This is a genomic window from Streptomyces sp. MJM8645, assembly GCF_001625365.1.
GTDB lineage: Bacteria > Actinomycetota > Actinomycetes > Streptomycetales > Streptomycetaceae > Kitasatospora.
Genome location: NZ_LJJF01000001.1, coordinates 4,054,114 through 4,080,382 on the forward strand (window position 1 = coordinate 4,054,114; position 26,269 = coordinate 4,080,382).

At 73.0% G+C, this 26,269-nt stretch carries 23 protein-coding genes and 1 pseudogene; 10 read left to right on the forward strand and 14 right to left on the reverse strand.

Annotated features, from left to right (window positions below):
• Positions 1 to 3: 3 nt before the first annotated feature.
• Positions 4 to 2,430, reverse strand: coding sequence for a transglycosylase domain-containing protein (locus A6F73_RS17470; protein ID WP_079135766.1), 2,427 nt, complete (start codon positions 2,428 to 2,430; stop codon positions 4 to 6).
• 423 nt (positions 2,431 to 2,853) lie between these two features.
• Here A6F73_RS17470 and A6F73_RS17475 point away from each other — a divergent pair, with 423 nt between their 5' ends.
• Complete coding sequence (locus tag A6F73_RS17475; RefSeq protein WP_030240986.1) at positions 2,854 to 3,177, forward strand: WhiB family transcriptional regulator; 324 nt, start codon at positions 2,854 to 2,856, stop codon at positions 3,175 to 3,177.
• A 218-nt stretch (positions 3,178 to 3,395) separates the two neighbouring features.
• Here A6F73_RS17475 and A6F73_RS17480 read toward each other — a convergent pair whose 3' ends face one another.
• Together A6F73_RS17480 and A6F73_RS17485 are read right to left on the reverse strand one after the other, a co-directional pair.
• Positions 3,396 to 4,514 (reverse strand): ArsA family ATPase, encoded by a 1,119-nt coding sequence (locus A6F73_RS17480; protein ID WP_063351282.1) that lies wholly within the window; start codon positions 4,512 to 4,514, stop codon positions 3,396 to 3,398.
• A 137-nt stretch (positions 4,515 to 4,651) separates the two neighbouring features.
• Entirely contained in the window at positions 4,652 to 5,734 is a 1,083-nt protein-coding gene (locus A6F73_RS17485; protein WP_063348661.1) for an ArsA-related P-loop ATPase, read from the reverse strand.
• A 208-nt stretch (positions 5,735 to 5,942) separates the two neighbouring features.
• Between A6F73_RS17485 and A6F73_RS42220 the strand changes: the two genes are divergently transcribed.
• From A6F73_RS42220 to A6F73_RS17500, 5 genes are all read left to right on the forward strand, one after another.
• On the forward strand, positions 5,943 to 6,101 hold the full coding sequence (locus A6F73_RS42220) for a hypothetical protein (RefSeq protein ID WP_167745864.1): 159 nt from the start codon (positions 5,943 to 5,945) through the stop codon (positions 6,099 to 6,101).
• Positions 6,098 to 6,565 carry a RidA family protein gene (locus A6F73_RS17490; RefSeq protein ID WP_063348662.1) on the forward strand — a complete coding sequence of 156 codons (468 nt, stop codon included), beginning with the start codon at positions 6,098 to 6,100 and terminating at the stop codon, positions 6,563 to 6,565. The genes A6F73_RS42220 and A6F73_RS17490 overlap by 4 nt, the downstream gene beginning before the upstream one ends.
• 64 nt (positions 6,566 to 6,629) lie before the next feature.
• Positions 6,630 to 7,496, forward strand: coding sequence for an NUDIX hydrolase (locus A6F73_RS17495; protein WP_107452907.1), 867 nt, complete (start codon positions 6,630 to 6,632; stop codon positions 7,494 to 7,496).
• Positions 7,497 to 7,582: 86 nt separating this feature from the next.
• Positions 7,583 to 7,756, forward strand: coding sequence for a hypothetical protein (locus A6F73_RS41515; protein ID WP_159398479.1), 174 nt, complete (start codon positions 7,583 to 7,585; stop codon positions 7,754 to 7,756).
• The gene (locus A6F73_RS17500; RefSeq protein ID WP_063348664.1) at positions 7,753 to 8,586 is read left to right on the forward strand and encodes an MBL fold metallo-hydrolase; all 834 of its coding nucleotides are present in this window, start codon (positions 7,753 to 7,755) and stop codon (positions 8,584 to 8,586) included. The genes A6F73_RS41515 and A6F73_RS17500 overlap by 4 nt, the downstream gene beginning before the upstream one ends.
• Before the next feature lie 116 nt (positions 8,587 to 8,702).
• Here the strand turns inward: A6F73_RS17500 and A6F73_RS17505 are convergent, their stop codons facing one another.
• The 5 genes and pseudogenes from A6F73_RS17505 to A6F73_RS17520 form a co-directional block, all read right to left on the reverse strand.
• Positions 8,703 to 9,377, reverse strand: a complete 675-nt coding sequence (locus A6F73_RS17505) for a Crp/Fnr family transcriptional regulator (RefSeq protein WP_030240972.1) — start codon at positions 9,375 to 9,377, stop codon at positions 8,703 to 8,705.
• A 152-nt stretch (positions 9,378 to 9,529) separates the two neighbouring features.
• A pseudogene (locus A6F73_RS43180) lies at positions 9,530 to 9,718 on the reverse strand (transcriptional regulator); the annotation flags it as partial.
• A gap of 65 nt (positions 9,719 to 9,783) precedes the next feature.
• Positions 9,784 to 10,401: an RraA family protein gene (locus tag A6F73_RS17510; protein WP_063348665.1), complete on the reverse strand. Its 618-nt coding sequence runs from the start codon at positions 10,399 to 10,401 to the stop codon at positions 9,784 to 9,786.
• Positions 10,402 to 10,530: 129 nt separating this feature from the next.
• The gene (locus A6F73_RS17515) at positions 10,531 to 11,934 is read right to left on the reverse strand and encodes a glutamate-cysteine ligase family protein (RefSeq protein ID WP_063348666.1); all 1,404 of its coding nucleotides are present in this window, start codon (positions 11,932 to 11,934) and stop codon (positions 10,531 to 10,533) included.
• Complete coding sequence (locus tag A6F73_RS17520; RefSeq protein ID WP_063348667.1) at positions 11,931 to 13,469, reverse strand: FAD-dependent oxidoreductase; 1,539 nt, start codon at positions 13,467 to 13,469, stop codon at positions 11,931 to 11,933. The genes A6F73_RS17515 and A6F73_RS17520 overlap by 4 nt, the downstream gene beginning before the upstream one ends.
• Positions 13,470 to 13,616: 147 nt before the next feature.
• Between A6F73_RS17520 and nth the strand changes: the two genes are divergently transcribed.
• The 4 genes from nth (at position 13,617) to A6F73_RS17540 (ending at position 17,336) form a co-directional block, all read left to right on the forward strand.
• Positions 13,617 to 14,489, forward strand: a complete 873-nt coding sequence (gene nth, locus A6F73_RS17525) for an endonuclease III (protein WP_063348668.1) — start codon at positions 13,617 to 13,619, stop codon at positions 14,487 to 14,489.
• Complete coding sequence (locus A6F73_RS17530; RefSeq protein WP_063348669.1) at positions 14,486 to 15,253, forward strand: CoA pyrophosphatase; 768 nt, start codon at positions 14,486 to 14,488, stop codon at positions 15,251 to 15,253. The genes nth and A6F73_RS17530 overlap by 4 nt, the downstream gene beginning before the upstream one ends.
• Before the next feature lie 46 nt (positions 15,254 to 15,299).
• Positions 15,300 to 16,484, forward strand: a complete 1,185-nt coding sequence (locus tag A6F73_RS17535; RefSeq protein WP_063348670.1) for a MarP family serine protease — start codon at positions 15,300 to 15,302, stop codon at positions 16,482 to 16,484.
• Positions 16,485 to 16,634: 150 nt separating this feature from the next.
• Entirely contained in the window at positions 16,635 to 17,336 is a 702-nt protein-coding gene (locus tag A6F73_RS17540) for a metal-dependent hydrolase (protein ID WP_063348671.1), read from the forward strand.
• A 109-nt stretch (positions 17,337 to 17,445) separates the two neighbouring features.
• Here the strand turns inward: A6F73_RS17540 and A6F73_RS17545 are convergent, their stop codons facing one another.
• From A6F73_RS17545 to A6F73_RS17570, 6 genes are all read right to left on the reverse strand, one after another.
• Positions 17,446 to 17,655 carry a hypothetical protein gene (locus A6F73_RS17545; protein ID WP_063348672.1) on the reverse strand — a complete coding sequence of 70 codons (210 nt, stop codon included), beginning with the start codon at positions 17,653 to 17,655 and terminating at the stop codon, positions 17,446 to 17,448.
• A 144-nt stretch (positions 17,656 to 17,799) separates the two neighbouring features.
• Positions 17,800 to 18,819, reverse strand: a complete 1,020-nt coding sequence (locus A6F73_RS17550; protein WP_079135770.1) for an alpha/beta hydrolase — start codon at positions 18,817 to 18,819, stop codon at positions 17,800 to 17,802.
• A 94-nt stretch (positions 18,820 to 18,913) separates the two neighbouring features.
• Positions 18,914 to 19,390: a phage holin family protein gene (locus tag A6F73_RS17555; RefSeq protein ID WP_063348673.1), complete on the reverse strand. Its 477-nt coding sequence runs from the start codon at positions 19,388 to 19,390 to the stop codon at positions 18,914 to 18,916.
• Positions 19,391 to 19,577: 187 nt separating this feature from the next.
• A complete protein-coding gene (nhaA, locus tag A6F73_RS17560; RefSeq protein ID WP_079135771.1) occupies positions 19,578 to 20,954 on the reverse strand; it encodes a Na+/H+ antiporter NhaA in 1,377 nt (458 codons plus the stop codon).
• A 403-nt stretch (positions 20,955 to 21,357) separates the two neighbouring features.
• A complete protein-coding gene (acs, locus tag A6F73_RS17565) occupies positions 21,358 to 23,313 on the reverse strand; it encodes an acetate--CoA ligase (RefSeq protein ID WP_063348674.1) in 1,956 nt (651 codons plus the stop codon).
• Between the two features lie 242 nt (positions 23,314 to 23,555).
• Positions 23,556 to 25,877, reverse strand: a complete 2,322-nt coding sequence (locus A6F73_RS17570; RefSeq protein ID WP_244293644.1) for a SulP family inorganic anion transporter — start codon at positions 25,875 to 25,877, stop codon at positions 23,556 to 23,558.
• Positions 25,878 to 26,269: the final 392 nt, after the last annotated feature.

Below are 26,269 nucleotides of genomic sequence, written 5' to 3' on the forward strand. Positions count from 1 at the left end.
CGGTCAGCCGTTGTTGCCGCCGTGCTTGCCGCCGTTGCCGTTGCCACCGTTGCCGCCGTTGTTCCCGCCGATGACGCCCGGCGGGAAGGTGAACCCGCCGCCGATCATCCCGCCGGCGTTGTTGCTGCCGCCGCCCGGGTTGCCGCCGCCGGGGTTCCCACCCGGGTTCCCGCCCGGGTTGCCACCGGGGCTCCCCGCGGGGTTCCCGCCCTGGGGCGGCGGGTTGCCGCCGGGCTGCTGCTGGGCGTTGGGGTCGGCCGGCGGCGTGGCCCCGCCGCTCTGGTTGGCGTTGGGGTCGGTCTTGGGCGCCGGGTCCGGGATGTTGATGGTCTGGATCTGCTCCGGCGACGAGCCCTTGAGGGCCTGGTTCATCGCCAGCTGCCAGATCGGACCGGGGCCGTCGGCGCCGAACACCTCGTCGAAGTGCTTGCCGCCGATGTTGATGTTCTTCATCTTGACGCCGCCGGCCGGGCCGCCGAGCCAGACGGAGGTGGCCAGCGACGGGGTGTAGCCGCTGAACCAGGCGGCCTTCTTCTCGTCGGTGGTACCGGTCTTACCGGCGATCTGCCGGCCGTCGTCGAGCTTGAGCGCGGCCGCGGTGCCCTTCTCGGTCACGTTGAGCAGGACGGTGTTGAGGGCGTCCGCGGTCTGCTCGGAGAAGGCCTGGCTGCAGGTGGTCTGCGGGACCTTGACCTCCTTGCCGTCGACCGTGCTGATCTTGTTGATCGCGACCGGGGTGCAGTACTTGCCGCGGGCCGCGAAGGTCGCGTAGACGTTCGACATGGTCAGCGGGCTGAGCTCCAGGGTGCCGAGGACCATCGAGGGGACCTCCTGGAAGGCGTCGCCCTTGGCGGACTGGGTGATGCCCAGCTTGTTGGCCATCTGCTTCATCGCGCAGAGGCCGACCTGCTGCTCCATCTGCACGAAGTAGGTGTTGACCGAGAGGGCCATGGCCTGCTTGAGCTCGTACGGGCCGACCTCGCCGGTCGACTCGTTCTTCACCGTGGCCTTGGGCTTGTCGGTGTTCCTCCAGGTACCCGTGCAGGTGGTCATCTGCGGGTAGTCGATCTTGTTCTCGGAGGGGAACGGCTGGGTGGGCGACAGGCCCGACTCCAGGGCCGCCGCGGCGAGGATCGGCTTGAACGTCGAGCCGGTCTGGAAGCCGTTGCCGCCGCCCATCGCGGAGTCGACGTTGAGGTTGACGACGGTCTGGTTCTTGTTCGGGTCCAGGCCGTACGGGCGGGTCTGGGCCATGGCCAGGATCTTGCCGGTGCCGGGCTCCATCATGGTCGCGGCGGCCGAGACCGTGTCCGTCACGTTGACCTTCTTGGTGACGGCGTTCTGGGCGGCGGCCTGCTTGTCCGGGTCCAGCGTGGTGTAGATGTTCAGGCCGCCGGTGTCCCACAGCTTCTTGCGGTCGGCGACGCTCTTGCCGAACGCCGGGTCCTGCTTGACCACGTGGCGCACGTAGTCGCAGAAGAAGCCCATGCCGGCCTGGGCGGTGATGCAGCCGTTCTGCGGGTCCTTGAACTTCAGGCCCAGCGGGGCGGCCTTGGCCTCCTTGGCCTGGTCCGCGGTGATGTGCTTGTTCTCGAGCATCTTGTCGATCACGACGTTGCGGCGCTTGACCGTGTTGTCGGGGTAGCGCACCGGGTCGTAGGACGACGGGTTCTGCACCATGCCGGCCAGGGTGGCGGCCTCGGCGACGGTCAGGTCCTTGTTGCTCTTGCTGAAGTAGCGCTGGGAGGCGGCTTCGATGCCGTAGGCCTGGTGGCCGTAGAAGGTGATGTTGAGGTAGTTGGTGAGGATCTGGTCCTTCGACAGGTCCTCTTCCAGCTTGATCGCGACCTTGAGCTCCTGGATCTTGCGACCCAGGGTCTTGCGCTGCGCCTCCAGCACCGCGGCCTGGTCGTCGCCGGCCTTCTCGACGTTGACGTTCTTCACGTACTGCTGGGTCAGCGTCGAGGCGCCCTGCGAGGTGGTGCCGCTCTCGGCGTTCTTGCCGATGGCGCGGAGCACGCCCTTGAGGTCGACGGCGCCGTGCTCGTAGAAGCGGGCGTCCTCGATGTCGACCTGGGCGTGCCGCATGAACGGTGACATCTGGTCGGCGGTGAGGACGGTGCGGTCGCGCTCGTACACCTTGGCGATCAGGCCGCCCTTGGCGTCGAAGATCTGCGTCGCCTGGGTGAGCGGCGGGGTCTTGAAGTCATCGGAGATGTTGGAGAAGCTCTCCGCCGTGTCCTTGGCGGTCAGCCCGATGGCGCCGACGGCGGGCAGGGCGAGGCCTGCCAGCAGGACTCCGGAGAGCACGCTGACGCCCAGGAACTTCACTCCGTGTCCCGCGATGTCGAGCGGCGACTCGCGGCGCTTATCGCGCGGAGCTCCGGTGTTGCCTGGGGGCTGGGATGCCTGGGGGCGCTTCGGTGCCATGAGGAGAACCCTACGTCCCGGAATCCCGCCCATAGGGGCAGGTGTTCCCCTACGCTTGTCACAAGCTTGCGACAGCTTCGGTGCGTCAACACCATTCACTCTTGTGAGTGCAGAGACTTGCCCGAATTGCCCGATATTAGAGGGTTTTTGAGGCGGCTGCGGCCTGCTGCACTCGTGTGAATGGTAGCGCTCTGTGATGACGCGCGTGGCGAGAGTTGCTGCGCCGCGATTGACAAGGCTTGCGACCTGCGATCACTCCAACGAGTGAGCTGACCGGTACCCATAGTCCAATCGGGTCATGCGAGATTGAGCCCGGAGGGGCTGTTGCTCGCTGTCGTTCTTCCGTAACGTCCTCAACTGGCAACGGTGAATATGCCGTTGCCGCCGTGGGGGAGCCTCGATACGGGAGAGGACGGCGCCGGGATGGGCTGGGTTGACGACTGGAGTGCGCAGGCCGCCTGCCGCACGAGTGATCCGGACGAGTTGTTCGTCCAGGGGGCGGCGCAGAATCGCGCCAAGGCGGTGTGCAGCGGTTGCCCCGTCCGCACGGAGTGCCTGGCGGACGCACTGGACAACCGGGTCGAGTTCGGAGTCTGGGGCGGGATGACGGAACGCGAGCGCCGGGCGCTGCTGCGCCGCCGCCCGACGGTCATCTCGTGGCGGAGGCTGCTGGAGACGGCCCGCACCGAGTACGAGGAGTCCCTCGCGACCGGCGTGATACTGACGGACTACGCCCAGGCGGGCTGAGCACGCCGGCGCGGTGCGGACCCGCGCCGTGGCAGACCGGTGCCGGGGGGCCATCGGGCTGAGGACATCGATGCCCAGCGCACTCGTGTCCGGCGCACCCGCGCCGAGGACGTTCACGCTGAGGACATCCGTGCTGAGGACATCCGCATCGAGGACATCCACATCGAGGGCGTTCGCGCCGGGCGCTCCGGTGCCGGGCGCCCGGGCCGGGCCGGTGCCTACGCGGTGCCGCTGAGCCGGTCCCCGATGGCGCGCAGCCCGTCCAGGTCGTGCACGTCGCCGGGCAGCGCGGCGACCTCCACGATCGGCACGTCCGGGTACACGGAGACGAAGCGGTCGCGGGTGCGGCGCTCCCGCCCCATGATCTGCATCCGTTCGGCGTGCAGCCTCAGCAGCCCGGCCGCGAGCAGTTCGGCCTCGGGCGAGGCGTGCTCCGAGCCGTTCTCCTCCAGTGCCTCTGCGGCCGCCAGCGCCCGTTCCGCGGTGAGCTGCGGCGCGCCCGAGCCGTGCACCCGGTTGAGCACCAGCCCGGCCAGCGGCATCCGGTCCGCGGCGAGCCGGTCGACGAAGTACGCCGCCTCGCGCAGCGCGTCCCGCTCCGGCGCGGCCACCACCAGGAACGCCGTGCCCGGCGCCTTGAGCAGCTGGTACGTGCGGTCGGCGCGCTCGCGGAAGCCGCCGAACATCGAGTCCATCGCGCTGACGAAGGTCTGCACGTCGGTGAGCAGCTGGGCGCCGAAGATCTTGCCCAGGGTGCCGGTGATCAGGCCCATGCCGGCGTTGAGGAACCTCATCGCGCTGCGGCCGCCGACCTTGGCCGGGGCGGTCAGGATCCGGATCACCCGGCCGTCGAGGAAGGAGCCGAGCCGGTTGGGCGCGTCCAGGAAGTCCAGCGCGGAGCGGGACGGCGGGGTGTCGACGACGATCAGGTCCCATTCCTCGGCGTCGCGCAGCTGCCCGAGCTTCTCCATCGCCATGTACTCCTGCGTGCCCGCGAAGCCGGCCGACAGGGACTGGTAGAACGGGTTCTCCATGATCGCCTTGGCCCGTTCGGGTTCGGCGTGGGCGAGCACGACCTCGTCGAAGGTCCGCTTCATGTCGAGCATCATGGCTTGCAGCTCGCCGTCGCCGGTGACCCCCTTGACGACCCGGGGGGTGTTGTCCAGCTCGGTGAGGCCCATCGACTGGGCGAGCCGGCGGGCCGGGTCGATGGTCAGAACGACGACCTTGCGGCCGCGTTCGGCGGCCCGCAGGCCGATCGCCGCGGCGGTGGTGGTCTTGCCGACGCCGCCGGAGCCGCAGCAGACGATGATCCTGGTCCTCGGGTCGTCGATCAGCCTGTCGACGGCGAGCCGGCTGCCGGCGGCCCGGACACCGTTGCCGCCGTTGCCGACCCCGCCGCTGCCGCTGCTACCGCCGCCGTGGGCCCGGCCGCCCCCGCCGTTCCCGCCGGCTCCGCTGGTTCCGTTGGTGGTCACGCCGCCCCCTGCCGCTTCAGTTCGCCCGCCAGCCGGTACAGCCCGCCGAGGTCCACGCCCTCGCCCAGCAGTGGCAGTTCGTACGTGGGGAGCCGCAGTTGCTGGAGGTCGGCGCGCTGCTCGCGCTCCAGCTCGACCCGCTCGGCGTGCTCCCTGGCCTGCTCCAGCAGCGGGTCGAGCAGCGGCTCCACCGCCGCCCGGACCGTCTCCGGCTTGCGCGAGCGCCCGCCGAGCCCGGCCTCGCCGAGGGCCAGGGCGACCTCCTCGCGGTGGTTCCCGTCCACCGCGGCCACCGCCGCGGCGTCCAGCACCGGCGGCCGGACCATGTTGACCATCACCCCGCCCACCGGGAGCCTGGCCTCGCGCAGCTCGGCGAAGCCGTCGACCGTCTCCTGCACCGGCATCTCCTCCAGCAGGGTGACCAGGTGCACCGCGGTCTCCGGCGATTTCAGCACCCGCATCACGGCCTGCGCCTGGGTGTGTATCGGCCCGATCCGGGCCAGCCCGGCGACCTCGGCGTTCACGTTCAGGAACCGGGTGAGCCGCCCGGTCGGCGGCGCGTCCATCACGACCGCGTCGTAGCGGCGGCGGCCGTCGGGGCCCTTGCGCCGGGCCGCCTCGCAGGCCTTGCCGGTGAGCAGGACGTCCCGGACGCCGGGCGCGATGGTGGTCGCGAAGTCGACGAAGCCGACCTTCTGCAGCGCCTTGCCGGCCCGGCCGAGCTTGTAGAACATCTCCAGGTACTCGAGCAGCGCCTGCTCGGGGTCGATGGCCAGCGCGAACACCTCGCCGCCGCCCCCGCCGCCCCCGTCGTCGGGGGGCAGGCCCAGTTGGGCGCGGGAGACCGCGGCGATCCGGCGCTCCTCGTACGGGAGGGCGGCGATGCCGAACAGTTCGGCGATGCCCTGGCGCCCCTCGACCTCGATCAGCAGCACCCGGCCGCCGTCGGCGGCGAGCGCCAGCGCCAGCGCGGCGGCCAGCGTGGTCTTCCCGGTGCCGCCCTTGCCGCTGACCACGTGCAGCCGGACGCCCTCCCAGTCGGGGTCGCGCCGGGCTGCCTGGCCGGGGGTGCGTGCCACGCTCCGTCTCCGTCCGTCTCGTGGGCCGGGGCCGCTCCGTCGGCCGGCCCGAACTACCGGTGCCCTCTCGCGAGGGTAACCAGGGAGCGCGCCGGATGCCCGGAGCACCAGGGGGGCCGGGCCTGAATCATGCCCCCTTTGTGGGCCACCTCACACGCCGGTCCGTGGGCGGCGCCGATCGCGGTGGCCGCTCGTCTAGAGTCTGGCCATGACCAAGTGGGAATACATGACGGCGCCTCTGCTCGTGCACGCCACCAAGCAGATCCTGGACAACTTCGGCTCGGACGGCTGGGAGCTCGTCCAGGTCGTGCCGGGCCCGAACCCGGAGCAGCTGGTGGCCTACTTCAAGCGGGAGAAGAACGCATGAGCAAGGTCGAGGCCAAGCTCGCCGACCTGGGGCTGACCCTGCCGCCGGTGGCCGCTCCGGTCGCCGCGTACGTGCCGGCCCTGCGCTCGGGCGAGTTCGTGTTCACCTCCGGCCAGCTGCCGGTCGTCGGCGGCAAGCTGCCGAGCACCGGCAAGGTCGGCGCCGAGGTCTCCCCGGAGGAGGCCAAGGAGCTCGCGCAGACCTGCGCGCTGAACGCGCTGGCCGCGATCAAGTCGGTGATCGGTGACCTGGACCAGATCGAGCGGGTCGTGAAGGTGGTCGGCTTCGTCGCCTCCGCCCCCGACTTCACCGGTCAGCCGGGCGTGATCAACGGTGCCAGCGAGCTGCTCGGCAAGGTGCTGGGCGAGGCCGGGGTGCACGCCCGCAGTGCGGTCGGCGTCGCGGTGCTGCCGCTGGACGCCCCGGTCGAGGTCGAGCTCCAGGTGCGCGTCAAGAACAGCTGAGTGTGATCGCGAAAGGCGGGGTTGGGCCTGTCCAACCCCGCCTTCGTACGCTTAGCATCCGGGCATGGACCATCGAGCGACGACGCTCCCGATGCCGCCCGGTTGGCCCGCCCGGATCCGGGCGGTCGACTCCGGCGTGCTGACCCCGCCGGTGCCCAGGCTCGCCGCGACGGTCGTGCTGCTGCGCGACGCGGCCGCCGGGCCGCAGGCGTACCTGCTGCGCCGGCGCACCTCGATGGCCTTCGCGGCCGGCATGTACGCCTACCCGGGCGGCGGGGTGGATCCGCGCGACGCCGAGGTGGAGACGGGCTGGGCCGGACCGGCGCCCGAGGAGTGGGCGCGGCGGCTCGGGGTGGACGCCCGGACGGCGCGGGCGGTGGTCTGCGCGGCCGTCCGCGAGACCTTCGAGGAGGCCGGCGTCCTGCTGGCCGGCCCGGACGCGGACAGCGTCGCCGCGCCGCGCGACTGGAGCGCCGAGCGGGCTGCGCTGGAGGCGCACGAGCTGTCCTTCGCCGAGTTCCTCCGCGACCACGCCCTGGTGCTGCGCAGCGACCTGCTGGGCGGCTGGGCCCGCTGGGTCACCCCGGAGTTCGAGGAGCGCCGCTACGACACCTGGTTCTTCGTCGCGGCGCTGCCGGCCGGGCAGAGCGCGGCCCTGGAGGTCGGCGAGGCCGACCGGGTGGCCTGGCTGACGCCCGCCGAGGCCGTTCTCGGCTACCAGGAGGGCCGGTTCGGGATGCTGCCGCCGACCGTGACGGTGCTGCGCGAGCTGGCGCCGGTGCGCACCGCCGCGGAGGCGCTGGACGCGGCCGCCGGGCGGTCGCTGGAGCCGGTGCTGGGCCGGGCCGAGGTCTGGGGCGACCGGATGACGGTCCGCTGGCCCGGGTACGACGAACTGACTATCGACGGGGACTTCCCCGAGGACGCCTGACCGCACCGGCCCCGCCCTCGTCGGCGCTGTCGCCGACGACGCCGCCGAACAGACTCGAAACAGAGAACAGAGAGGACCGACGCCCGATGACCCACAACGCCGTGGCTCGCCGGACGGCACCCGAGCTGCCCGCCCGCCGCCTGATCCCCCGTACCCCGGCCTGCGAGAGTCAGGTCCCGTTCGTCGAGACGGCCCAGCGGCCACTCGTCCGGGTCCTGCCGCTCAGGGCCCTGCACCGGCCCCGCGGGGACAACCGGTGAGCGGGCTCCTGCCGGGCGACCCGGCCGCCACCATCGACGGCGAGGCCACGCCCCGGGCGCTGTGCGTGCTGGCGCCGAACCCGTCGCCGATGACGCTGGACGGCACCAACACCTGGCTGCTCTCCGAGCCCGGCTCGGACCTCGCCGTGGTGGTCGACCCCGGCCCGCTGCACGAGGGCCACCTGCGCCGGGTGGTCGACCTCGCGGAACAGCGGGGCAAACGCATCGCGCTGACCCTGCTCACCCACGGCCACGCCGACCACTCCGAGGGCGCGGCCCGCTTCGCCGAACTCACCGGCACCGAGGTGCGCGCCCTGGACCCGGCGCACCGGCTGGGTTCCGAGGGCCTGGTCAACGGCCAGCGGCTGGACGTCGGCGGCCTCGACCTGCGGGTGGTCGCCACCCCCGGCCACACCTCGGACTCGCTGACCTTCCACCTGCCCGCCGACGGCGCGATCCTCACCGGCGACACCGTCCTCGGCCGCGGCACCACGATGGTCGCCCACCCCGACGGCCGGCTCGGCGACTACCTGGACTCGCTGCGCCACCTGCACACGATGGCCTCCGCGCACGGCGTGCGGACGGTGCTGCCCGGCCACGGTCCGGCGCTCGCGGACGCGCTCGGCGCCGTCGACTACTACCTCGCCCACCGGGCCAACCGGCTCGCCCAGGTGGAGACCGCGGTCGAGGCCGGCTGCCGGACCGCGGACGAGGTGGTGGCCCTGGTCTACGCCGACGTCGACCGGGCGCTCTGGCCGGCCGCCGAGCTCTCGGTCCGGGCGCAGCTGGAGTACCTGGAGGAGCACGGGCTGATCCCGGGCCTCGACTGATCCCGTCGCGCGCGGGGCGGGCAACGGAACGCCGAAGGGCCCGTCCGAGCGGACGGGCCCTTCGGCGTTTACGGCAGCTACGGCGCTTACGGCGTGAAGACGTGAGCGCGCCGAGGTCAGCGCGAGCGGCGGGACAGCCGCTCGACGTCCATCAGCACCACCGCGCGCGCCTCCAGCTTCAGCCAGCCGCGGCCGGCGAAGTCGGCGAGCGCCTTGTTGACCGTCTCGCGGGAGGCGCCGACCAGCTGGGCCAGCTCCTCCTGGGTGAGGTCGTGGGCGACGTGGATGCCCTCCTCGGACTGCACGCCGAAGCGGCGGGAGAGGTCCAGCAGGGCCTTGGCGACGCGGCCGGGCACGTCGGAGAAGACCAGGTCGGACATCACGTCGTTGGTCCGGCGCAGGCGGCGGGCGATGGCCCGCAGCAGCGCGATGGAGACCTCGGGGCGGGCGTGCAGCCAGGGCTGCAGGTCGCCGTGGCCCAGGCCGAGCAGCTTGACCTCGGTCAGCGCGCTGGCGGTCGCGGTGCGCGGGCCCGGGTCGAACAGCGACAGCTCGCCGATCATCTCGCTGGGGCCGAGGACGGCGAGCATGTTCTCGCGTCCGTCCGGCGAGGCGCGGTGCAGCTTGACCTTGCCCTCGGCGACGACGTACAGCCGGTCGCCCGGGTCGCCCTCGTGGAACAGCGACTCACCACGGGCGAGGGTCACCTCGGTCATGGAAGCGCGCAGCTCGCCGGCCTGTTCGTCGTCGAGTGCCGCGAAGAGTGCGGCGCGCCGCAGAACGTCGTCCACGTGCTTCCTCCTTCTCGGCCGTTCGGCGGGTGGGCCGTCCGGCGCAAGTTCCGTACCGTGCTCTGCATCACCAAGCATGGCGCATGTCGCTCCGATCATATGAGGAGGGGGTGTGCCGAGGTGTGCCGTGCGGGGCCATTCGTACCGGCGGGTCACCGGGTGGGGCGTCGCGGGGGCGGCGCCTGGTCGAACGCCTGCTCGTGCGGTTCGAACAACGAATCGCCCACCGCCGTACGGGCGTAGAGGACGCTGTGGCCGGCCCGGTGGGCGCTGGTCGGACCCGCCGCGCGCAGGGCGGTCAGGTGCTGCGATACGCCGGCGGCGGACAAACCGGTGCGGCGGGTCGGCCAGGGCCGAGGCCTCGCCGGGGCGGGCGCTCGGCCCGTTCAGCCGGACCGGGCCGGGTTCAGCCGGTGAAGCCCAGTTCGCCGAGGGTCTTCTCGATCCGGGTGCGGTGCGCCGCCTCCCAGTCGTCCAGCGTCTCGGCGGCCTCCTTGGCTAGCTTGGCGCGGGCCGCCTCCAAGGCCTCGGCGCGCCGGGCGGCGGGCACCACCACGACCCCCTCCTCGTCGGCCACCACGACGTCACCGGCCGCCACCGGCGCGCCGCCGCAGCGCACCTGCGCGCCGTGCGTGCCGAGCTCCCGCTTGGCCCCCGGGATCGGGATCACGCCGCGGGCGAAGACCGGGAAGCCCAGCTCCCGTACCTCGCCCAGATCCCGGATCAGGCCGTCGGCGACGAACGCCGCGACGCCCCGGCGCTGCGCGACGGCGCACACGTTGCCGCCGGCCAGCGCGTAGTCCAGGTCGCCGGACTCGACGACGATCACGGCGCCCGGCTCGGCCCGGTAGATCGCCGCGTGCAGCATCAGGTTGTCGCCGGGCGGGCACTGCACGGTGAACGCCGGGCCGGCCACCCGCGGCGCCCCCGCCCACAGCGGACGGATGCCGATGTCCATGACCTGGGCGCGCCCGAGCACGTCGGCCAGGGTGGTGGTGGGGATGTCCTTGAAGTCCTGGTCCATGCTTCCTCGTTCTCCGGTGGGCGGGCGGCGGCCGGCCGCCGCCGGTCACGCTAACCCGCGACGGTTCGGGCGAGGAAGGTCCTTCGGCCGGAGAACTCCACGGCTCGGGCGGGAGGGTCGGGCGGGGGTTCAGACGCGGAAGGCCGCGACGTAGCGGCGGGGGTCGCGGCGGAGGTCGGTGTCCCAGCGGGCCGTGGTCTGTTCGGCGAAGGTCTGCCCGGTGCGCAGCACTTCGTCGAGCGGGTCGAGGTAGTCGAGCACCTTCGGCTGTTCCAGGCCGGCGCGGACCCGGGCCCGCAGGCCTGCCCGGGCGAGCCGGACGAGTTCCGCCGCGAGTTCGCGGACCCGGTCGCCGCCGAGCATGGTGTCCAGGCCGTCGGCGGGGAGCCTGGCCTTCGCCGCGCGGTGCTCCGCCACGCCGTGGTGGCGCAGCAGTTCCCAGGCCGCCGTCCGCGAGGGCGGGTGGTAGGCGAGCCCCGCCCACAGCGCCGGTACGGCCGGGATGTGCCGGTACGGCGGGCCGTCCCCGGCCCGCAGTTCCAGGGTCCGGCGGACCCTGACGTCCGTCCAGATCTGCGACATGTGGGAGACCCAGTGGTCGAAGGTCGGCATGGTGCCGTCGTCGAAGCCCTGCCGCAGGATCTCGGCGAACGGCCGGTCGGGGGCGGGCCGGTACCGTCCGTCCGGGCCGCGGTAGTAGATCATCGGGATCCCCAGCGCCCAGTCGATGACGTCGTCGGCGTTCACGTCGGGCCGTAGCGCGGGCGGCAGGACGCCGCAGCGGCGCGGGTCCATCCGCAGCCAGTTCTGCGACCTGTGCGAGAGCAGCCCGTTCGACCGGCCGCCCTGCAGCGGCGAGTTGACGAGCAGTGCGGCGACCACCGGGGACGCGGCGGTCAGCATCCGCAGCTTCTGGGTGAAGTCCTCGTCGGACAGGTAGTCCAGGTGCACCTGGGTGGACAGCGACATCGACATGATCTTCGGGGCCCCGCTGCCGGCCTCGCCGATCCGGTCGAAGAAGTCGCGCATGACGGCACCGCGGAGCATCGGCACCCAGGAGACGGTGTCGAGCCGGTCGAAGGGGAGGTTGCCGCCGGGCAGGAGGGCCAGGCCGAAGCGCCCGACGAGTTCCGCGAGGCGTTCCATCGTGGCCCGCATGTCGTCCACGGCCGTGGCCAGGTCGGCGGCCGGGACGGAGGAGTACTCGACCTGGCCGCCGTGTTCGAGCGTGATCTGGGCGGTGTCCGCCAGGTCCACGCCGGTCAGCCGGCCGTTGTCGCGCCGGTCCGTGCCGCCCCATTCGGCGAGGACGGCCTCCAGGACGGCCCGGACGCCGTTCTTCCCCTCGTAGGGGGCGGCCCGCCCGGTCTCCGGGTCGACGATGCCGTTCTCGATCTCCAGCCCGATCCGCTCGGTCGCGGCCGCGGCCGGGGCGAGCAGCGGTCCGAGGTCGTCGCGGTGCAGCGCCGCTCCCGCCGCCGGGCCGCCGCTCTGCTCGCCGGTTCGGCGCCGGGGCGCCGGTGCCGCGCTCACCCGGCCCGCAGCCGCGCGGTGTCGTCGGCGTGCTGCCCCCGGTCGATCACCTGGCCCACTACGGCCAGGGCCGACTGGGCGGCGCCCTGCATCCAGGCGTGCGCTCCGGACAGGTGCTCTCCGGCGAAGAAGATCCTCGGGTCGTCGGTCGGGTGCGGGGCGCCGAGCCCGGTCAGGTACCGGGTGTGCTCGCCGGGCGCGAGGTGGGCGAAGGCGCCGCCGCCCATGCCGACCTGGTCGTCCCAGTTCCAGTGCACGATGTCGTCCGCGTCGCGGAGGATGCCGGGGTGCAGCCGTTCCAGGCACTTCAGGACCAGCAGGTCGCGGTCGGCCGGCGGCAGGGTGGTGAAGCGGCGGGCGTTGGCCCCCCACAGGTAGGCGCCGACGAGCACCGCGGGCTCGTGGGAGCGCTGCGGGTCCCGGGCGGCCCAGCGCCGCCTGCCGACGGTGCTTCCGTTGGTCCGGCCGTCGACGGGCCGGGCGTTGTCCGACGGGTACCAGCACTGCTGGATCGGCATGTCGGTGAAGCTGCCGCCGCCGAAGATCCGGTCGTCCAGTTCCCAGCCGCGCCGCTTGGTGTGCACGAGCGTCTTCGTGCTGCTGGCGTAGCTGATGCCGCGGATCGCGTGGCGCTGGTGGTGGGGCAGGCCGGGCCGGAAGCTGATCTGGTCGAGGGCGGGGACGGGGACGCAGCAGACGACGAAGTCGACGTCCTCGGTGATCGTGCCGCCGAGGCGCCGCCCGTGCACCCGGACGCCCTGGCGGGTCAGCGAGAGTTCGTCGATCTGGGTGGACAGCTGGAGGGTCCTCGGCCGCAGCCGGCGTACGAACGCGTGCACCAGGCGGTCGGTGCCGTCGACCAGTTCGACCTGGCCCGCGTGGAACAGGCCGAAGTAGTCGACGAGGACCTCCAGCAGGGAGGACTGCTCGTAGTGGACCAGGCCGCTGGCGTGGCCGAGGAGGTCCCAGGCGTCCTGCGACAGGTGCTCGTGGACGTACTGCCACAGCGACACCGAGACGAGCCGGTCGAGCGCCGGGTCGTCCCAGTGGCCGTCCAGCACCCGTCGGCGCTGGTCGGGGGTGAGCGTCTCCCAGGCGGCCGTCAGCAGTCGGTCCAGGATCCGCCGCGGGTCCTGCTTCTCGGCGGCGCGCAGCGCGAACGCCGGGTGCAGCGCGTGCACCTCCTGGACGCGGGCGCGGTGGCCGCGCAGGTGGTAGTAGGCGTCCGGGTTGAAGTTGACGAACGGCCTGGTCCGCAGGCCGAACTGGGACACGTAGTGGAGGACGCAGTGGTGGTTCCCGGGGATGCGCATGGCGCCCAGGTCGGCGTGCGTGCCGTCCCAGAAGCGGTGCGTGCGCACCCGTCCGCCGGGTTGGTTCGACCGCTCGTACAGGACGATGCCGAAACCCCGGCGCTGGAGCTCGTAGGCGGCGACGAGGCCCGCCACCCCGGCCCCGATCACCGCGACCCGCCCGGTGGCGCCGGTCACCGGGCGCAGCAGGCTGCTGGGAAAGGCGAAGCTCTCGTCGAACATGGGCACCTCGCGTCGTCGTAGCCCTCAGACTGGGGCAGCCCGTCGTCGCGAGCCACCAGACGGCGCCCATCCGAACGTCGGTCCGCGGCTGCCGCGGGCTCCGGTGATCCGCTGCCCGCCGTGGGCCGTTCGGCGTAGCCTTCGTGCATGGCAGAGAGCAAGGTCCGGGCGGCGGCACCGAAGGCGAAGGCCGTGCCGGGGGTGAAGCCGGGGAAGCCGGAGTCGCACCTGGCGATGGTGCGGCGGGCGCGGCGGATCAACCGCGAGTTGACGGAGCTGTACCCGTACGCGCATCCGGAGCTGGACTTCGAGAACCCGTTCCAGCTGCTGGTGGCGACCGTGCTGTCGGCGCAGACGACGGACCTGCGGGTGAACCAGACGACGCCGGCGCTGTTCGCGAAGTACCCGACGCCGGAGGACATGGCGGCGGCGAACCCGGAGGAGCTGGAGGAGGTCATCCGCCCGACCGGGTTCTTCCGGAACAAGGCGAAGTCGCTGATCGGCCTCTCGATCGCCCTGCGCGACGACTTCGGCGGCGAGGTCCCGGGCCGCCTGGACGACCTGGTGAAGCTGCCGGGCGTGGGCCGCAAGACCGCCAACGTGGTCCTCGGCAACGCCTTCGGGGTGCCCGGGATCACCGTGGACACGCATTTCGGGCGGCTGGCCCGGCGGTTCGGCTGGACCGCCGAGGAGGACCCGGTGAAGGTCGAGGCGGCCGTCGCCGAGATCTTCCCGAAGTCGGAGTGGACGATGCTGTCGCACCGGGTGGTCTTCCACGGCCGCCGGATCTGCCACTCCCGCAAGCCCGCCTGCGGCGCCTGCCCGGTCGCGCCGCTCTGCCCGTCGTACGGGGAGGGCGAGACCGACCCGGAGAAGGCGCGCAAGCTGCTCAAGTACGAGCTGGGCGGGCAGCCCGGGCAGCGGCTGAGGCCGCCGGGGGACTTCCCCGGGGAGGCCGCCGCCCGGGCCGACGCCGCCGGGCACCAGGGGCGGATCGCGGACCTGGCGGTGGGCGAGTGACCCGCGAGGCACGGCGGGCGCCGGAGCCGTCGGCGGTGCGGGTGGTCGAGGGGGACGGCCTGCCGGCCTGGCTGGAGCCGGTGCGGGAGGCGGCCGAGCGGGTGCTGCCGGAGCAGCTGAGCCGCTTCCTGCCGCCGGTGGAGGGCGGCCGGGCGGCGGCGGTGCTGATGCTGTTCGGCGAGGGCCCGGACGGGCCGGACCTGCTGCTGATCGAGCGGGCCCGCTCGCTGCGCTCGCACGCCGGGCAGCCGTCCTTCCCGGGCGGCGCGCTGGATCCGGAGGACGGTGACCCGGACGGCCCGGGCCCGGTCGCGGCGGCGCTGCGCGAGGCCTGGGAGGAGACCGGGCTGGACCCGGCCGGGGTGCAGGTGTTCGCGGTGCTGCCGGCGCTGTACATCCCGGTCAGCCGGTTCGTGGTGACCCCGGTGCTGGGTTGGTGGCGCGAGGAGTCGCCGGTGCGGCCGGTGGACCAGGGGGAGACCGGCGCGGTGTTCCGGGTGCCGGTCGCCGATCTGGCCGACCCGGCGAACCGGGTGCGGCTGCGCCACCCGTCCGGGCACGTGGGGCCGGCCTTCGCGGTGGCCGGGCGGCTGGTCTGGGGGTTCACGGCCGGGGTGATCGACCGGGTGCTGCACCACGGCGGGCTGGAGCTGCCCTGGGACCCGTCCCGGATCGTCGACCTCTCGGACGAGGCGCTGGCCCTGGTGCAGGGCGATCTCGACCACTCCCGGGCGCTGCCGGGCGGCGACGCCGGTCCCACGTGAGGGGCCGTCTGCGCGGCCGGGCCGCGGGCCGTGGGAGGGTGTCCGGGTGAACGTCCTGGATGTGCTGCTGATCGCCGCTGCCGTGGCATTCGCCGTGTCGGGCTACCGGCAGGGCTTCGTGGTGGGTGTCCTGTCCCTGGTCGGCTTCCTGGGCGGCGGCCTGCTGGCCGTCCAGCTGCTGCCGCTGCTGCTCGACCACCTCAGCCCGGGCACCACGGCCTCGGTGGTGGCCGTGGTGGTGGTGATCGTGTGCGCCGCGATCGGCCAGGCGGTGACCGCGCACTTCGGCTGGAAGCTCCGGGGCCACATCGGCCGCCGTCCGGCGCGGGTGCTGGACGCGACCGGCGGCGCGGCCGTGAACGTGGTCTCGATGCTGCTGGTGGCCTGGCTGATCGGCTCGGCGCTGGCCGGGGCGTCGCTGCCGACGGTGTCCAAGCAGGTCCGCTCCTCGGCGATCCTCGGCGGCGTGCAGAACGCGCTGCCCGACGACGCGCCGAACTGGTTCTCGGACTTCTCCAAGGTGCTGGCCCGCAACGGCTTCCCGCAGGTCTTCAACCCCTTCGAGCACGAGCCGATCACCCAGGTCGACACCCCCGACCCGGCGCTGGCCGGCAGCCCGGCGGTGGCGCGGGCCAAGCAGAGCCTGGTCAAGGTGGTCGGCACCGCCACCTCCTGCAGCAAGACCCTGGAGGGCAGCGGTTTCGTCTTCGCCCCGCACCGGGTGATGACCAACGCCCACGTGGTCGGCGGGGTCGACGAGCCGACCGTGCAGATCGGCGGGGTCGGCCAGCTGTACGACGCGACGGTGGTCCGCTACGACTGGCAGCGCGACATCGCCGTCCTGGACGTCCCCAAGCTGAACGCGCCCCCGCTGGCGTTCGCGGGCGAGGCGAAGACCAACGACAGCGCGATCGTGGCGGGTTTCCCGGAGAACGGCGCCTTCAACGTCCAGCCGGCCCGTATCCGCGGCCGGATCCAGGCCAACGGCCCGGACATCTACCACCGCGGCCAGGTGGTCCGCGACGTCTACTCGGTCCGCTCGCTGGTCCGCCAGGGCAACAGCGGCGGCCCGCTGCTCACCCCGGACGGCCAGGTCTACGGCGTGGTGTTCGCCAAGTCGCTGGACAGCGCCGACACCGGGTACGTGTTGACCGCGGCCGAGGTGCGGGAGGACGCGGAGAGGGGCAGCACCGCGAGCACCCCGGTGGACACCCAGGGCTGCGCGCTCTGACCGGGCCGCGGGGCGGTCCGACGCGCCGGGTCCGACGATCCGATATCCGTCACACCGTCAGTCCGCCCTGGTAGCCTCTGCCGCGCTCACCCGTTCGGCTCAACCGGGCGCCGTCCCGGAGTGAGTCTTACGGGAGGTCGTGGTAGTCCGATGATGGGTCACTCGCACGCGGTCAGTGGGGCGATGCTGTACGCCGCCTCCGCGCCGTTCCTGCCCCCGCTGCTGCTGCACACCACGCTGCAGCCGGCGGACATACTGATGGGCACGGTGCTGTGCGCGGGGGCGGCCCTGCTGCCGGACCTCGACCACCACGACGGCTCGATCGCCAACTTCCTGGGGCCGATCTCCAAGGCGCTCTGCCGCTTCGTGGCCTGGGCCTCCGGCGGGCACCGGCACGCCACCCACTCGCTGCTGTTCGTCGCGCTGATGGGCGCCGGCACCTGGGCGGGCGTCACCTACCTGGGCCGCAACTTCACCCTGGTGCTGACGTTCTTCCTGATCGCGCTCGCGATCCGGGCGCTGCGGCTCTGCCCGCCGGGGGACGGCCCGGAGAGCTGGATCACCGTCATCGGGCTGTCCGCGCTCGGCACCTTCGGGATGAACACCTGGATGCCGAACTCGCCGGGCTGGCTGCCGTACGCGGTGGCGCTGGGCACCCTGGCGCACCTGCTGGGCGACTGCCTGACCAAGAAGGGCGCGCCGCTGCTCTGGCCGCACAAGGAGCGCTACGAGGTGGTGCTGATCAAGCGCAGCGGCAACAACGTCGAGACCAAGGTGCTGGTGCCGATCATGTCGGTGGCGACCTTCGTCCTGCTCTGGTTCACCGCGGTGTCGCCGACGCTCGTGAACTGACCGGCGGGACTGGCCGGCCAGCCGACCCGACCGGCGGGACTGACCGGCCGAACCGATTGGTCGGCCGGAACCGGTCCGCCGGACCGGCCGGACGACGCGGCGCGAGGCCTCAGGTCTCGCGCCGCAGTCGTGCGCCGACCCAGCGGGCGCGCCGGCCGAGGATGCGGGGGATGCCGAGCTGCCGCTGCGCCGGGCGTGGACGGCGGTCGGGGCCGTCGTAGCCGAGGTCGTCCGCCCAGTCGGGGCGGTGGGCGGAGCGCTGGGAGCTGTTGTGGCGTCGGGCGCGCGGGGCGCCGCCGCGATCGGGCATCCAGGTCATACCGGAATGGATGCCCCTGGGCCGGTGGGGGTAACCGCCGGGCGCGCGTCGAAATTGGCCTATGCGGTTGTCATATGTGCGTCAGATCAAGGGAGTTGGGACCAAGGGCCCTTCCCTCCCGGCCCCTTCGCCGCTCCTGCACCATCACTCCTTGTGACGGCCGACCCAGTCCAGCAGCTCCGCGGTGAACTGCTCCGGGGCCTCCTCGTGCGGGAAGTGCCCGACCCCCGGCATCAGCCGCCAGCGGTACGGCGCCGCCACGTACTCGCCGCCGCCCAGCGCGGTGTGCGACAGCAGCACCGGGTCCGCCGCGCCCTGGACGTGCAGGGTCGGCGCCGTGATCGGCTTCTTCATCCGCCGGGCGAACTGGATGCCGTCCGGGCGCGCCATCGAGCGCAGCAGCCAGCGGTACGGCTCGATCGAGCAGTGCGCCGTGCTGGGGATCTGGATGGCCTGCCGGTACGCGTGCACCGCCTCCTCGTCCAGCCGGTTCGGACCGGCCCAGGCGTCCAGGTAGCGGCCGACCAGCGCGGCGTCGTCGGCCACCAGACGGCGTTCCGGTATCCACGGCCGCTGGAAGCCCAGCACGTGCTCGAAGGCGGCCGCCTGGCGGCGGTCGGTCAGCAGGGCCCGGCGCAGGTCCCGGGGGTGCGCGGCGGAGACCACGGTGAGGCTCTGGATCACCGACGGGCGCATCACCGCCGCCACCCAGGCCAGCGTGCCGCCGGCGGCGTGCCCGACCAGGTGCGCCCGGCGCTCGCCGAGCGAGCGGATCACCCCGGTGATGTCCAGGGCGAGGTTGCCCGGGTCGTACCCGCGCGGGGTGCGGTCGCTGCCGCCGACACCCCGCAGGTCGAGCGCCACCGCCCGGTAGCCGGCCTCGGCGAGCGCGGTCAGCTGGTGGCGCCAGGCCCACCAGTACTCGGGCCAGCCGTGCACCAGCAGCACCAGCGGGCCCGAGCCCAGCTCGGCGATGTGGAACCGGGCGCCGTTGGCCGCGAGGTCGCGGTGCGTCCACGGGCCGCTCTGCCGGACGCTCCAGGTCTCGGCGCCGCCGTCGGGGGTGGTGCCGGGGGCCTCCTCGGCGGGCTCCCCCCCGGGTGCCAGGTCGGGTCCGGAGTCGGCGGACGGCTGCGCGGATACGGGCTTCTGGTCAAGCGGCATACCGAGAGCGTGTCACATCCGTGCGCCGGACGGCGCCCGGCACTCGCTCCCGGCGGGTCCGGGCGGGCGGCGTGCACCGCCACCGGACGGACGGTTACGGGATGCGGCCCAGGGCCCGGTCGATCTCCTCCTTGGTGGCCGGACGCGGCCGGGCGTTCTTCAGCACGTCGGCGGTCTTCTGGGCGCCCTCGATGGTGCGGTGCGGCTTCTCGATCCGCTTGAACGAGCGCCAGGCCATCAGCCCGAGCAGCACCGCGAGCAGCAGGTAGGCGCCGGCCACGATGAGGAACGACCAGCCGAGCGACAGGCCCAGCGCGTGGATGCCGAAGGCCGCCGCGGCGCTCAGCATCGGGACGGCGGCCAGCGCCACCACGGCGGCGACGCCCAGCGAGACGCCCCCGGAGACGCCGCGCTTGACGTCCGCCCGGATCTCGGCCTTGGCGAGCGCGATCTCGTCGTGGACGAGTGCGGACAGGTCGGCGGTGGCCGCCGCGAACAGCTGCCCCACCGAACGCTCGCCCTCGTAGGGCGCCCGGCCGTTGCTGGACGGGTCTGCGGCTCCTGCGGGCATCAGCGGTTCTCCTCTGCGGCTGTGCGGCGTGACGCCGCCGCGTGGTGCGGTTCGGGGGGCCGGAGGGGCCCGGAGGCGTCAGTGGACTGTCGACAGCTCAGAATCATGCCCCTACCGGTCAGTCGCACACCACTCCGGGGCCCCGCCGGGGGGACGTGTCCGGGCTCTGCCGGGCCGCCGGCGGGCCTCAGCGGGGCTTCTCCGGCCCCTCGCCGTCGGGTCGCGGGGCGAGCCCGGCGGCCCGGGCCCGCCAGGCCGGGTCGTCCTCCTGGTAGACGTCCGGGACGCCGTCGCCGTCCACGTCCCGGTCCTCCTCCTCGCACAGCTCGCGGTAGTGCCGGTTGCGGAGCTTGAGCAGCACGGTGGCCACCGTCGCGCAGAGCAGCGAGCCGACCAGGACGGCCGTCTTGGAGAGGTCGGCGAGGGCCAGGTCGTCGCGGAACGCCAGTTCGCTGATCAGCAGCGAGACGGTGAAGCCGATGCCCGCGAGCACCGAGACCGCGAACATGTCGGCCCACCTGAGCTTCGGGTTCAGCTCGGCCCGGGTGAACCGGGCGGCCAGCCAGGTGCCGCCGAATATGCCCACCGTCTTGCCGACCAGCAGGCCGATGACGATGCCGAGCGGCGTGGCCTGGGTGAACACCTCGCGCAGCGACGGGCCGGAGATCGTCACCCCGGCGGCGAACAGTGCGAACACCGGGACGGCCAGGCCGGCCGAGAGCGGGCGGACCAGGTGCTCGATGTGCTCGCCGGGGGAGTGCTGCTCGTCGCCCTCCCGGTGGCAGCGCAGCATCAGGCCCATCGCGACGCCCGCGACCGTGGCGTGGATGCCGCTCTCGTGCATCAGCGCCCAGTTCACGACGGCCAGCGGCACGAACAGGTACCAGCCGTGCACCCCGCGCCGGTGCAGGAACCAGAACAGCACCAGGCCGGCGAAGGCCAGGCCGAGCGCCCAGAACCTGATGCCGGAGCTGTAGAAGACCGCGATGATCAGGATCGCGATCAGGTCGTCCACCACGGCGAGGGTGAGCAGGAAGGCGCGCAGGGCGGACGGCAGGTGGCTGCCGACCACGGCCAGCACGCCGAGCGCGAAGGCGATGTCGGTGGCGGTCGGGATGGCCCAACCGCTGGGGTGACCGCCGCTGCCCGAGTTGACGAGCGCGAAGAGGATCGCCGGCAGCGCGACGCCGCAGACGGCGGCCACCACCGGGAGCAGCGCGGCGCTCGGGGTGCGCAGCTCGCCCGCGACGAACTCGCGCTTGAGCTCGATCCCGGCCACGAAGAAGAAGATCGTCAGTAGGCCGTCCTTGGCCCAGTTGCCGAGGGTGAGGTCGAGGTGCAGCGGGGCGGAGGGCCCGACGGTGTAGTCGAGGACGCTCTCGTACGCGTGCGGCCAGACGTTGGCCCAGACCAGCGCGGCCACGGCGGCGAGCAGCAGCAGCACGCCGCCGACCGTCTCGGTGCGCAGGGCGTCGGTGATGAACGTCCGCTCGGGCAGGGACAGTCGGCCGAGCAGCTGCCGGCGGCGGGTCGTCGGCTCGTGGACGGGCGGCTGGTCGGTCACGAGGACCTCCTGAGGGGCTGGGAGCGGCAACGGATGCACGTGTGGTGCAGTTGCCGACCAGACTTCCCGGCGCGCCCTGTGACGCTCGGACTCCCGTTCAGGGATCTTGATGCGTCGTTAACAGTCTAGGGGATCGTTCGGGTGACATCCGGATTGTCCTATTCAAGGACTTAAGCCCTGCGGGTGGGTTCCGCACTCCGGAGGAGCAGTGGCACGGCACCCGAATGGCCCAGGCCGGGCGCAGACGGGTGAACGCGGCACCGTCGGTCGCGGGGTACCGCCCGCTCCCGGCCGCCCCGCTGTACACCCCGGCGGCCGACCGGAAGGGGGCTTCAGCCCTGCGGCATGGCTGTGCCCCGGGCGGTGACCACCGCCCGGGGCACGCTTCACCGTGTCGGCCGGCTCAGCCGTTGCCACCCGCCGGCGGCAGCTGGGCCTGGATCTGGCTCATCACCGTGCTGTCGGCGAGGGTGGTGGTGTCACCGACCTCGCGGCCCTCGGCGATGTCGCGCAGCAGACGGCGCATGATCTTGCCGGAGCGGGTCTTCGGCAGCTCGCCGACCACCTTGACCTGCTTCGGCTTGGCGATCGGGCCGAGCGTGCGGCCGACGTGCGCGCGCAGCTCCTCGACCAGCTCCGGGCTCTCGGTGGCGCCGCCGCGCAGGATCACGAAGGCGACGATGGCCTGGCCGGTGGTGGCGTCCGTGGCGCCGACCACGGCGGACTCGGCCACCGACGGGTGGCCGACCAGGGCCGACTCGACCTCGGTGGTGGAGATGTTGTGGCCCGAGACGAGCATGACGTCGTCGACCCGGCCGAGCAGCCAGATGTCGCCGTCCTCGTCCTTCTTGGCGCCGTCACCGGCGAAGTAACGGCCCGCGAAGCGCGACCAGTAGGTGTCGATGTAGCGCTGGTCGTCGCCCCAGATGGTGCGCAGCATGGACGGCCACGGCTCGGTGAGCACCAGGTAGCCGCCGGAGCCGTTCGGGACCTCGTTGGCCTCGTCGTCGACCACGGTGGCCGCGATGCCCGGCAGGGCGCGCTGGGCCGAGCCCGGCTTGGTCTCGGTGACGCCCGGCAGCGGGCTGATCATCATGGCGCCGGTCTCGGTCTGCCACCAGGTGTCCACGATCGGGGTCTTGCCGGCGCCGATGTGCTCGCGGTACCAGATCCAGGCCTCGGGGTTGATCGGCTCGCCGACGCTGCCCAGCACCCGCAGCGAGGACAGGTCGAACTTCGCGGGGATGTCGTCGCCCCACTTCATGAAGGTGCGGATCGCGGTCGGCGCGGTGTAGAGGATCGTCACGCCGTACTTCTGGACGATCTCCCAGAACCGGCCCTGGTGCGGGGTGTCCGGGGTGCCCTCGTAGATGACCTGGGTGGCGCCGTTGGAGAGCGGGCCGTAGACGATGTACGAGTGGCCGGTGACCCAGCCGATGTCGGCGGTGCACCAGTAGACGTCGGTCTCCGGCTTGAGGTCGAAGACCGCGTGGTGGGTGTAGCTGGCCTGGGTGAGGTAGCCGCCCGAGGTGTGCAGGATGCCCTTGGGCTTACCGGTGGTGCCCGAGGTGTAGAGGATGAACAGCGGGTGCTCGGCGTCGTGCGCCTCGGGGGCGTGCTCGGTGGACTGGCGCGCGGTGATCTCGTGCCACCAGACGTCGCGGCCCTCGGTCCAGGAGATCTCCTGCCCGGTGCGGCGGATCACCAGGACGTGCTCGACGCCGTCGACCTTGGTGAGCGCCTCGTCGATGGCCGGCTTGAGCGCGGACGGCTTGCCGCGACGGTAGCCGCCGTCGGCGGTGATGACGAGCTTGGCCTGGGCGTCCTCGATGCGGGAGGCGACGGCGTCGGCGGAGAAGCCGCCGAAGACCACCGAGTGGGTGGCGCCGATCCGGGCGCAGGCGAGCATCGCGACGACCGCCTCGGCGATCATCGGCAGGTAGACCGCGACCCGGTCGCCCTTGCGGACGCCGAGCTCCAGCAGCGCGTTGGCGGCCTGCGAGACCTCGTCCTTGAGCTGGGCGTAGGTGATCGAGCGGCTGTCGCCGGGCTCGCCCTCGAAGTGGATCGCGACCCGGTCGCCGAGACCGGCCTCGACGTGGCGGTCGACGCAGTTGTAGGCCACGTTGAGCTTGCCGTCGGCGAACCACTTGGCGAAGGGCGGGTTGGACCAGTCCAGTGTCTCGGTCGGCTCGACGGCCCAGCTGAGGCGGCGGGCCTGCTCGGCCCAGAAGCCCAGGCGGTCCTCGGAGGCCTGCGCGTACGCGGCCGCGGTGACGTTGGCGGCGGCGGCGAGCTCTGCCGGCGGGGCGAATCGCCGCTCCTCCTTGAGCAGGTTGGCCAGGCTCTCGTTGCTCAACGCGCACTCCTCATCGAGTCATGATCGGAGACGATCCCGTGCGTGGGGATTGTCCCGTGTGTCCCAGCGCACAGCTCACCAGGCGAATGGGGCACTTGACAAGAGCCTCCGGGTAATTGGTGTAGACCTTTGACCGACAGTCGAACGGACCATCATACGGCGCACCGCCTCGGGGCGGTGCGCCGTACGACGGCCGGAGGGCCCGTGCCCCGGCCCGCCCGGCGGGGACACGGGCCCGGCTCTCAGGCGGCCAGCCAGGGGCCGTCCTCGGTGCCGTCGGTGGGAACCCGGCCGTCCTCATTCACCCGTTCGGGCGTGTCGCCCGCCACCGGCCCGGCCGGCGGTGTCCTCGGCGCTGCCGGGCCGGCCGCGGTTGCGGCCGCTGCCGTCCCGATGCGCGCCTCGATCGGACTGAACGTCCCCTCGGCCCGGTCGAGCACGTAGGCCTGGGCGGTCGCGAAGTCGAAGTACATCCCGACCAGCCGCAGGGTGCCCTCCTCCACCCGGCGCTCCACGGCCGGGTTGGCCAGCAGCTGGTCCAGCTGCTGGACCACGTTGGTGATGCAGAGCTGCTCCACCAGGTCCACCACCGGCCGCGCGTCGAATCCGGCGGGGACCCGGCGGAGCCGGTCCAGCGAGCCGCGGCCGTTGCGCAGCCAGCGGGCCAGCGGGGTGGGCGGCCCGGGGCGCTCGTGCACGCCGTCCAGCAGGGCCTTCATCGCGCCGCAGCCGGAGTGGCCGCAGACCGTGATCGAGCCGACCTCCAGGACCTCGACCGCGTACTGCACCGCGGCCGCCACCGAGTCGTCGGCCGCGCCGGGCTCGTACGGGGCCGGCACCAGATTGCCGACGTTGCGGACGGTGAACAGGTCCCCCGGGCCGCTGTTGGTGATCATGCTGGTGACCATCCGGGAGTCCGCGCAGGTCAGGAACAGCTGGGAGGGTGTCTGCCCCTCCCGGGCCAGCCGGGCGAGTTCGGGCCGGATCAGCGGGGCGGTGTGCTGCTGGAACACCCGGACGCCGTCCAGCAGCCGGCCGTGCGGATCCTCCTGCTGCTCGATGCAGTGGTGGCCGACCCAGGGCGTCCAGGCCCGGCAGCGGTGCGGGCCGGGTGAACTGCCCGCCCGGACGGTGCCGTCGGGGTCGAGCACCTCGTCGTCCCTGCGGCGCGTCACCATCGAGACCCGTCCGCCCGCGGCCTGGTGGCCCGTCCGCCAGCTGTGCAGCGTCTCGTACGCGGCGTGGTCCAGGAAGGAGCCGTCGTGGACCACGGTGACCTCGGCGCCGGAGGGGATCCCGGCCAGCGCCCGGCTCAGCCGGGGCACGGCGGTGAAGGTGAGCGGCCCGTGCGTCTGGACGGTGACCGCGCCGGCCGGGCCGGCCAGCACGTCCACGTGGGCGCGGGTCAGCCGGTAGAGCGCGAGCAGCACGGCGGTGCCGGCGCCGAGCGCGACGCCCCACAGCACGCCGAGCGCCACCACGCCGAGCACGGTGGTCAGGTAGACCGGGAACTCGCGGTGCCGGTGCACGTTGCGGATGTGCGCGAAGCTCACCATCTGCAGCCCGACCACCAGCACCAGCGCGGCCAGCGCGGCCAGCGGGATCCGGCGCAGCCCGCCGGTCAGCGCCAGTGCGGCGGCGAGCACCCAGACGCCGTGCAGCACCGAGGACCACCTGGTCTGGCCGCCGGCCCGCACGTTGGCGGTGCTGCGGACGGCGCCGCCGGCGACGGGCAGCCCGCCGACCAGCCCGCTGACGATGTTGGCCAGGCCCTGGCCGCGCAGTTCGCGGTCGAGGTCGCCGGTACGGCGGGACATCCGGTCGACCGCGACGGCGGACAGCAGCGACTCCACGCCGGCGACGGCGGTGACGGTCAGGACGGCGGCCAGCACCCCGGCCAGCGGGCCGTGCGGCAGTGCGGGCACGAGGGTGTGCGGCTGCCAGGCGGGCAGCCCGATGTGGGCGAGCCGCAGGTCCAGGGCCAGGGCGAGCGCGGTCGCGGTGGCGACGGCGGCCAGCGGGCCCGGCACCTTGGCCAGCCTGGCGCCGAACTCGCCCGCGCGGCCGGGGAGCCGGCCGAGGCGGGGCCAGCCCAGCAGGACGGCCACGGTCACCGAGCCGGCCAGCAGCGCGGGCGGGTGCGGCCCGGCCAACTGGCCTGGCAGCGCGAGGAGGTTGGCGATCGCGGAGCTCTGCGGGGAGCCGCCGAGGACGACGTGCAGCTGCGCGATGGCGATGGTGAGCCCGGCCCCGGCCAGCATGCCGTGCACGATGGCGGGCGAGACGGCGAGCGCGGTCCGGGCCACCCGGCGCAGGCCGAGCAGGAGTTGGAGCAGCCCGGCGGCCAGGGTGATGGCGCAGGTGGCCCGCCACCCGTACTGGACGATCAGTCCGGCGGTGATCACGGTCAGCGCGGCCGAGGGGCCGCTGACCTGGAGCGGGGTGCCGCCGAACAGTCCGACGACGATGCCGCCGACGGCCGCGGCGGCGAGGCCGGCGGTGAGCGGGGCACCGGTGGCGAGCGCGATGCCGAGGGAGAACGGCACGGCGATCAGGAAGACCACCAGGGAGGCGGAGAGGTCCTGGGCCCAGCGGGCCTTGGTGCCGGGGCCCGGTGGTGCGTGGTCGGTGGTGTCGGAGGCGATGGGGGCGCTGGAGATGTCGAGGGTCACTGTCTTCCCGTCTGTCCGGGGGAACGAACGCAGTCAGGTCCGGCGGTGGGTGGGGCTCCGGGGCGGATCGGCTGTCGTGGGTCGCGACGGTGTGGCGGGATGGCGTGGGCGCGGCGGGGAGTGCGGGTGTCACCGGCCGGACCTTGACCATCAGGGCCCGCCAGGGGCCTGGGCGAGGTGCGGGACGTCTCGCCGAGGGCCGTCGGGACGGACCATCAAGACTCGGTAAACCGAGGGTAATGAAAGCTTTGCACAGCGTCATTCCGGGAGGGAAGGGGAAAACC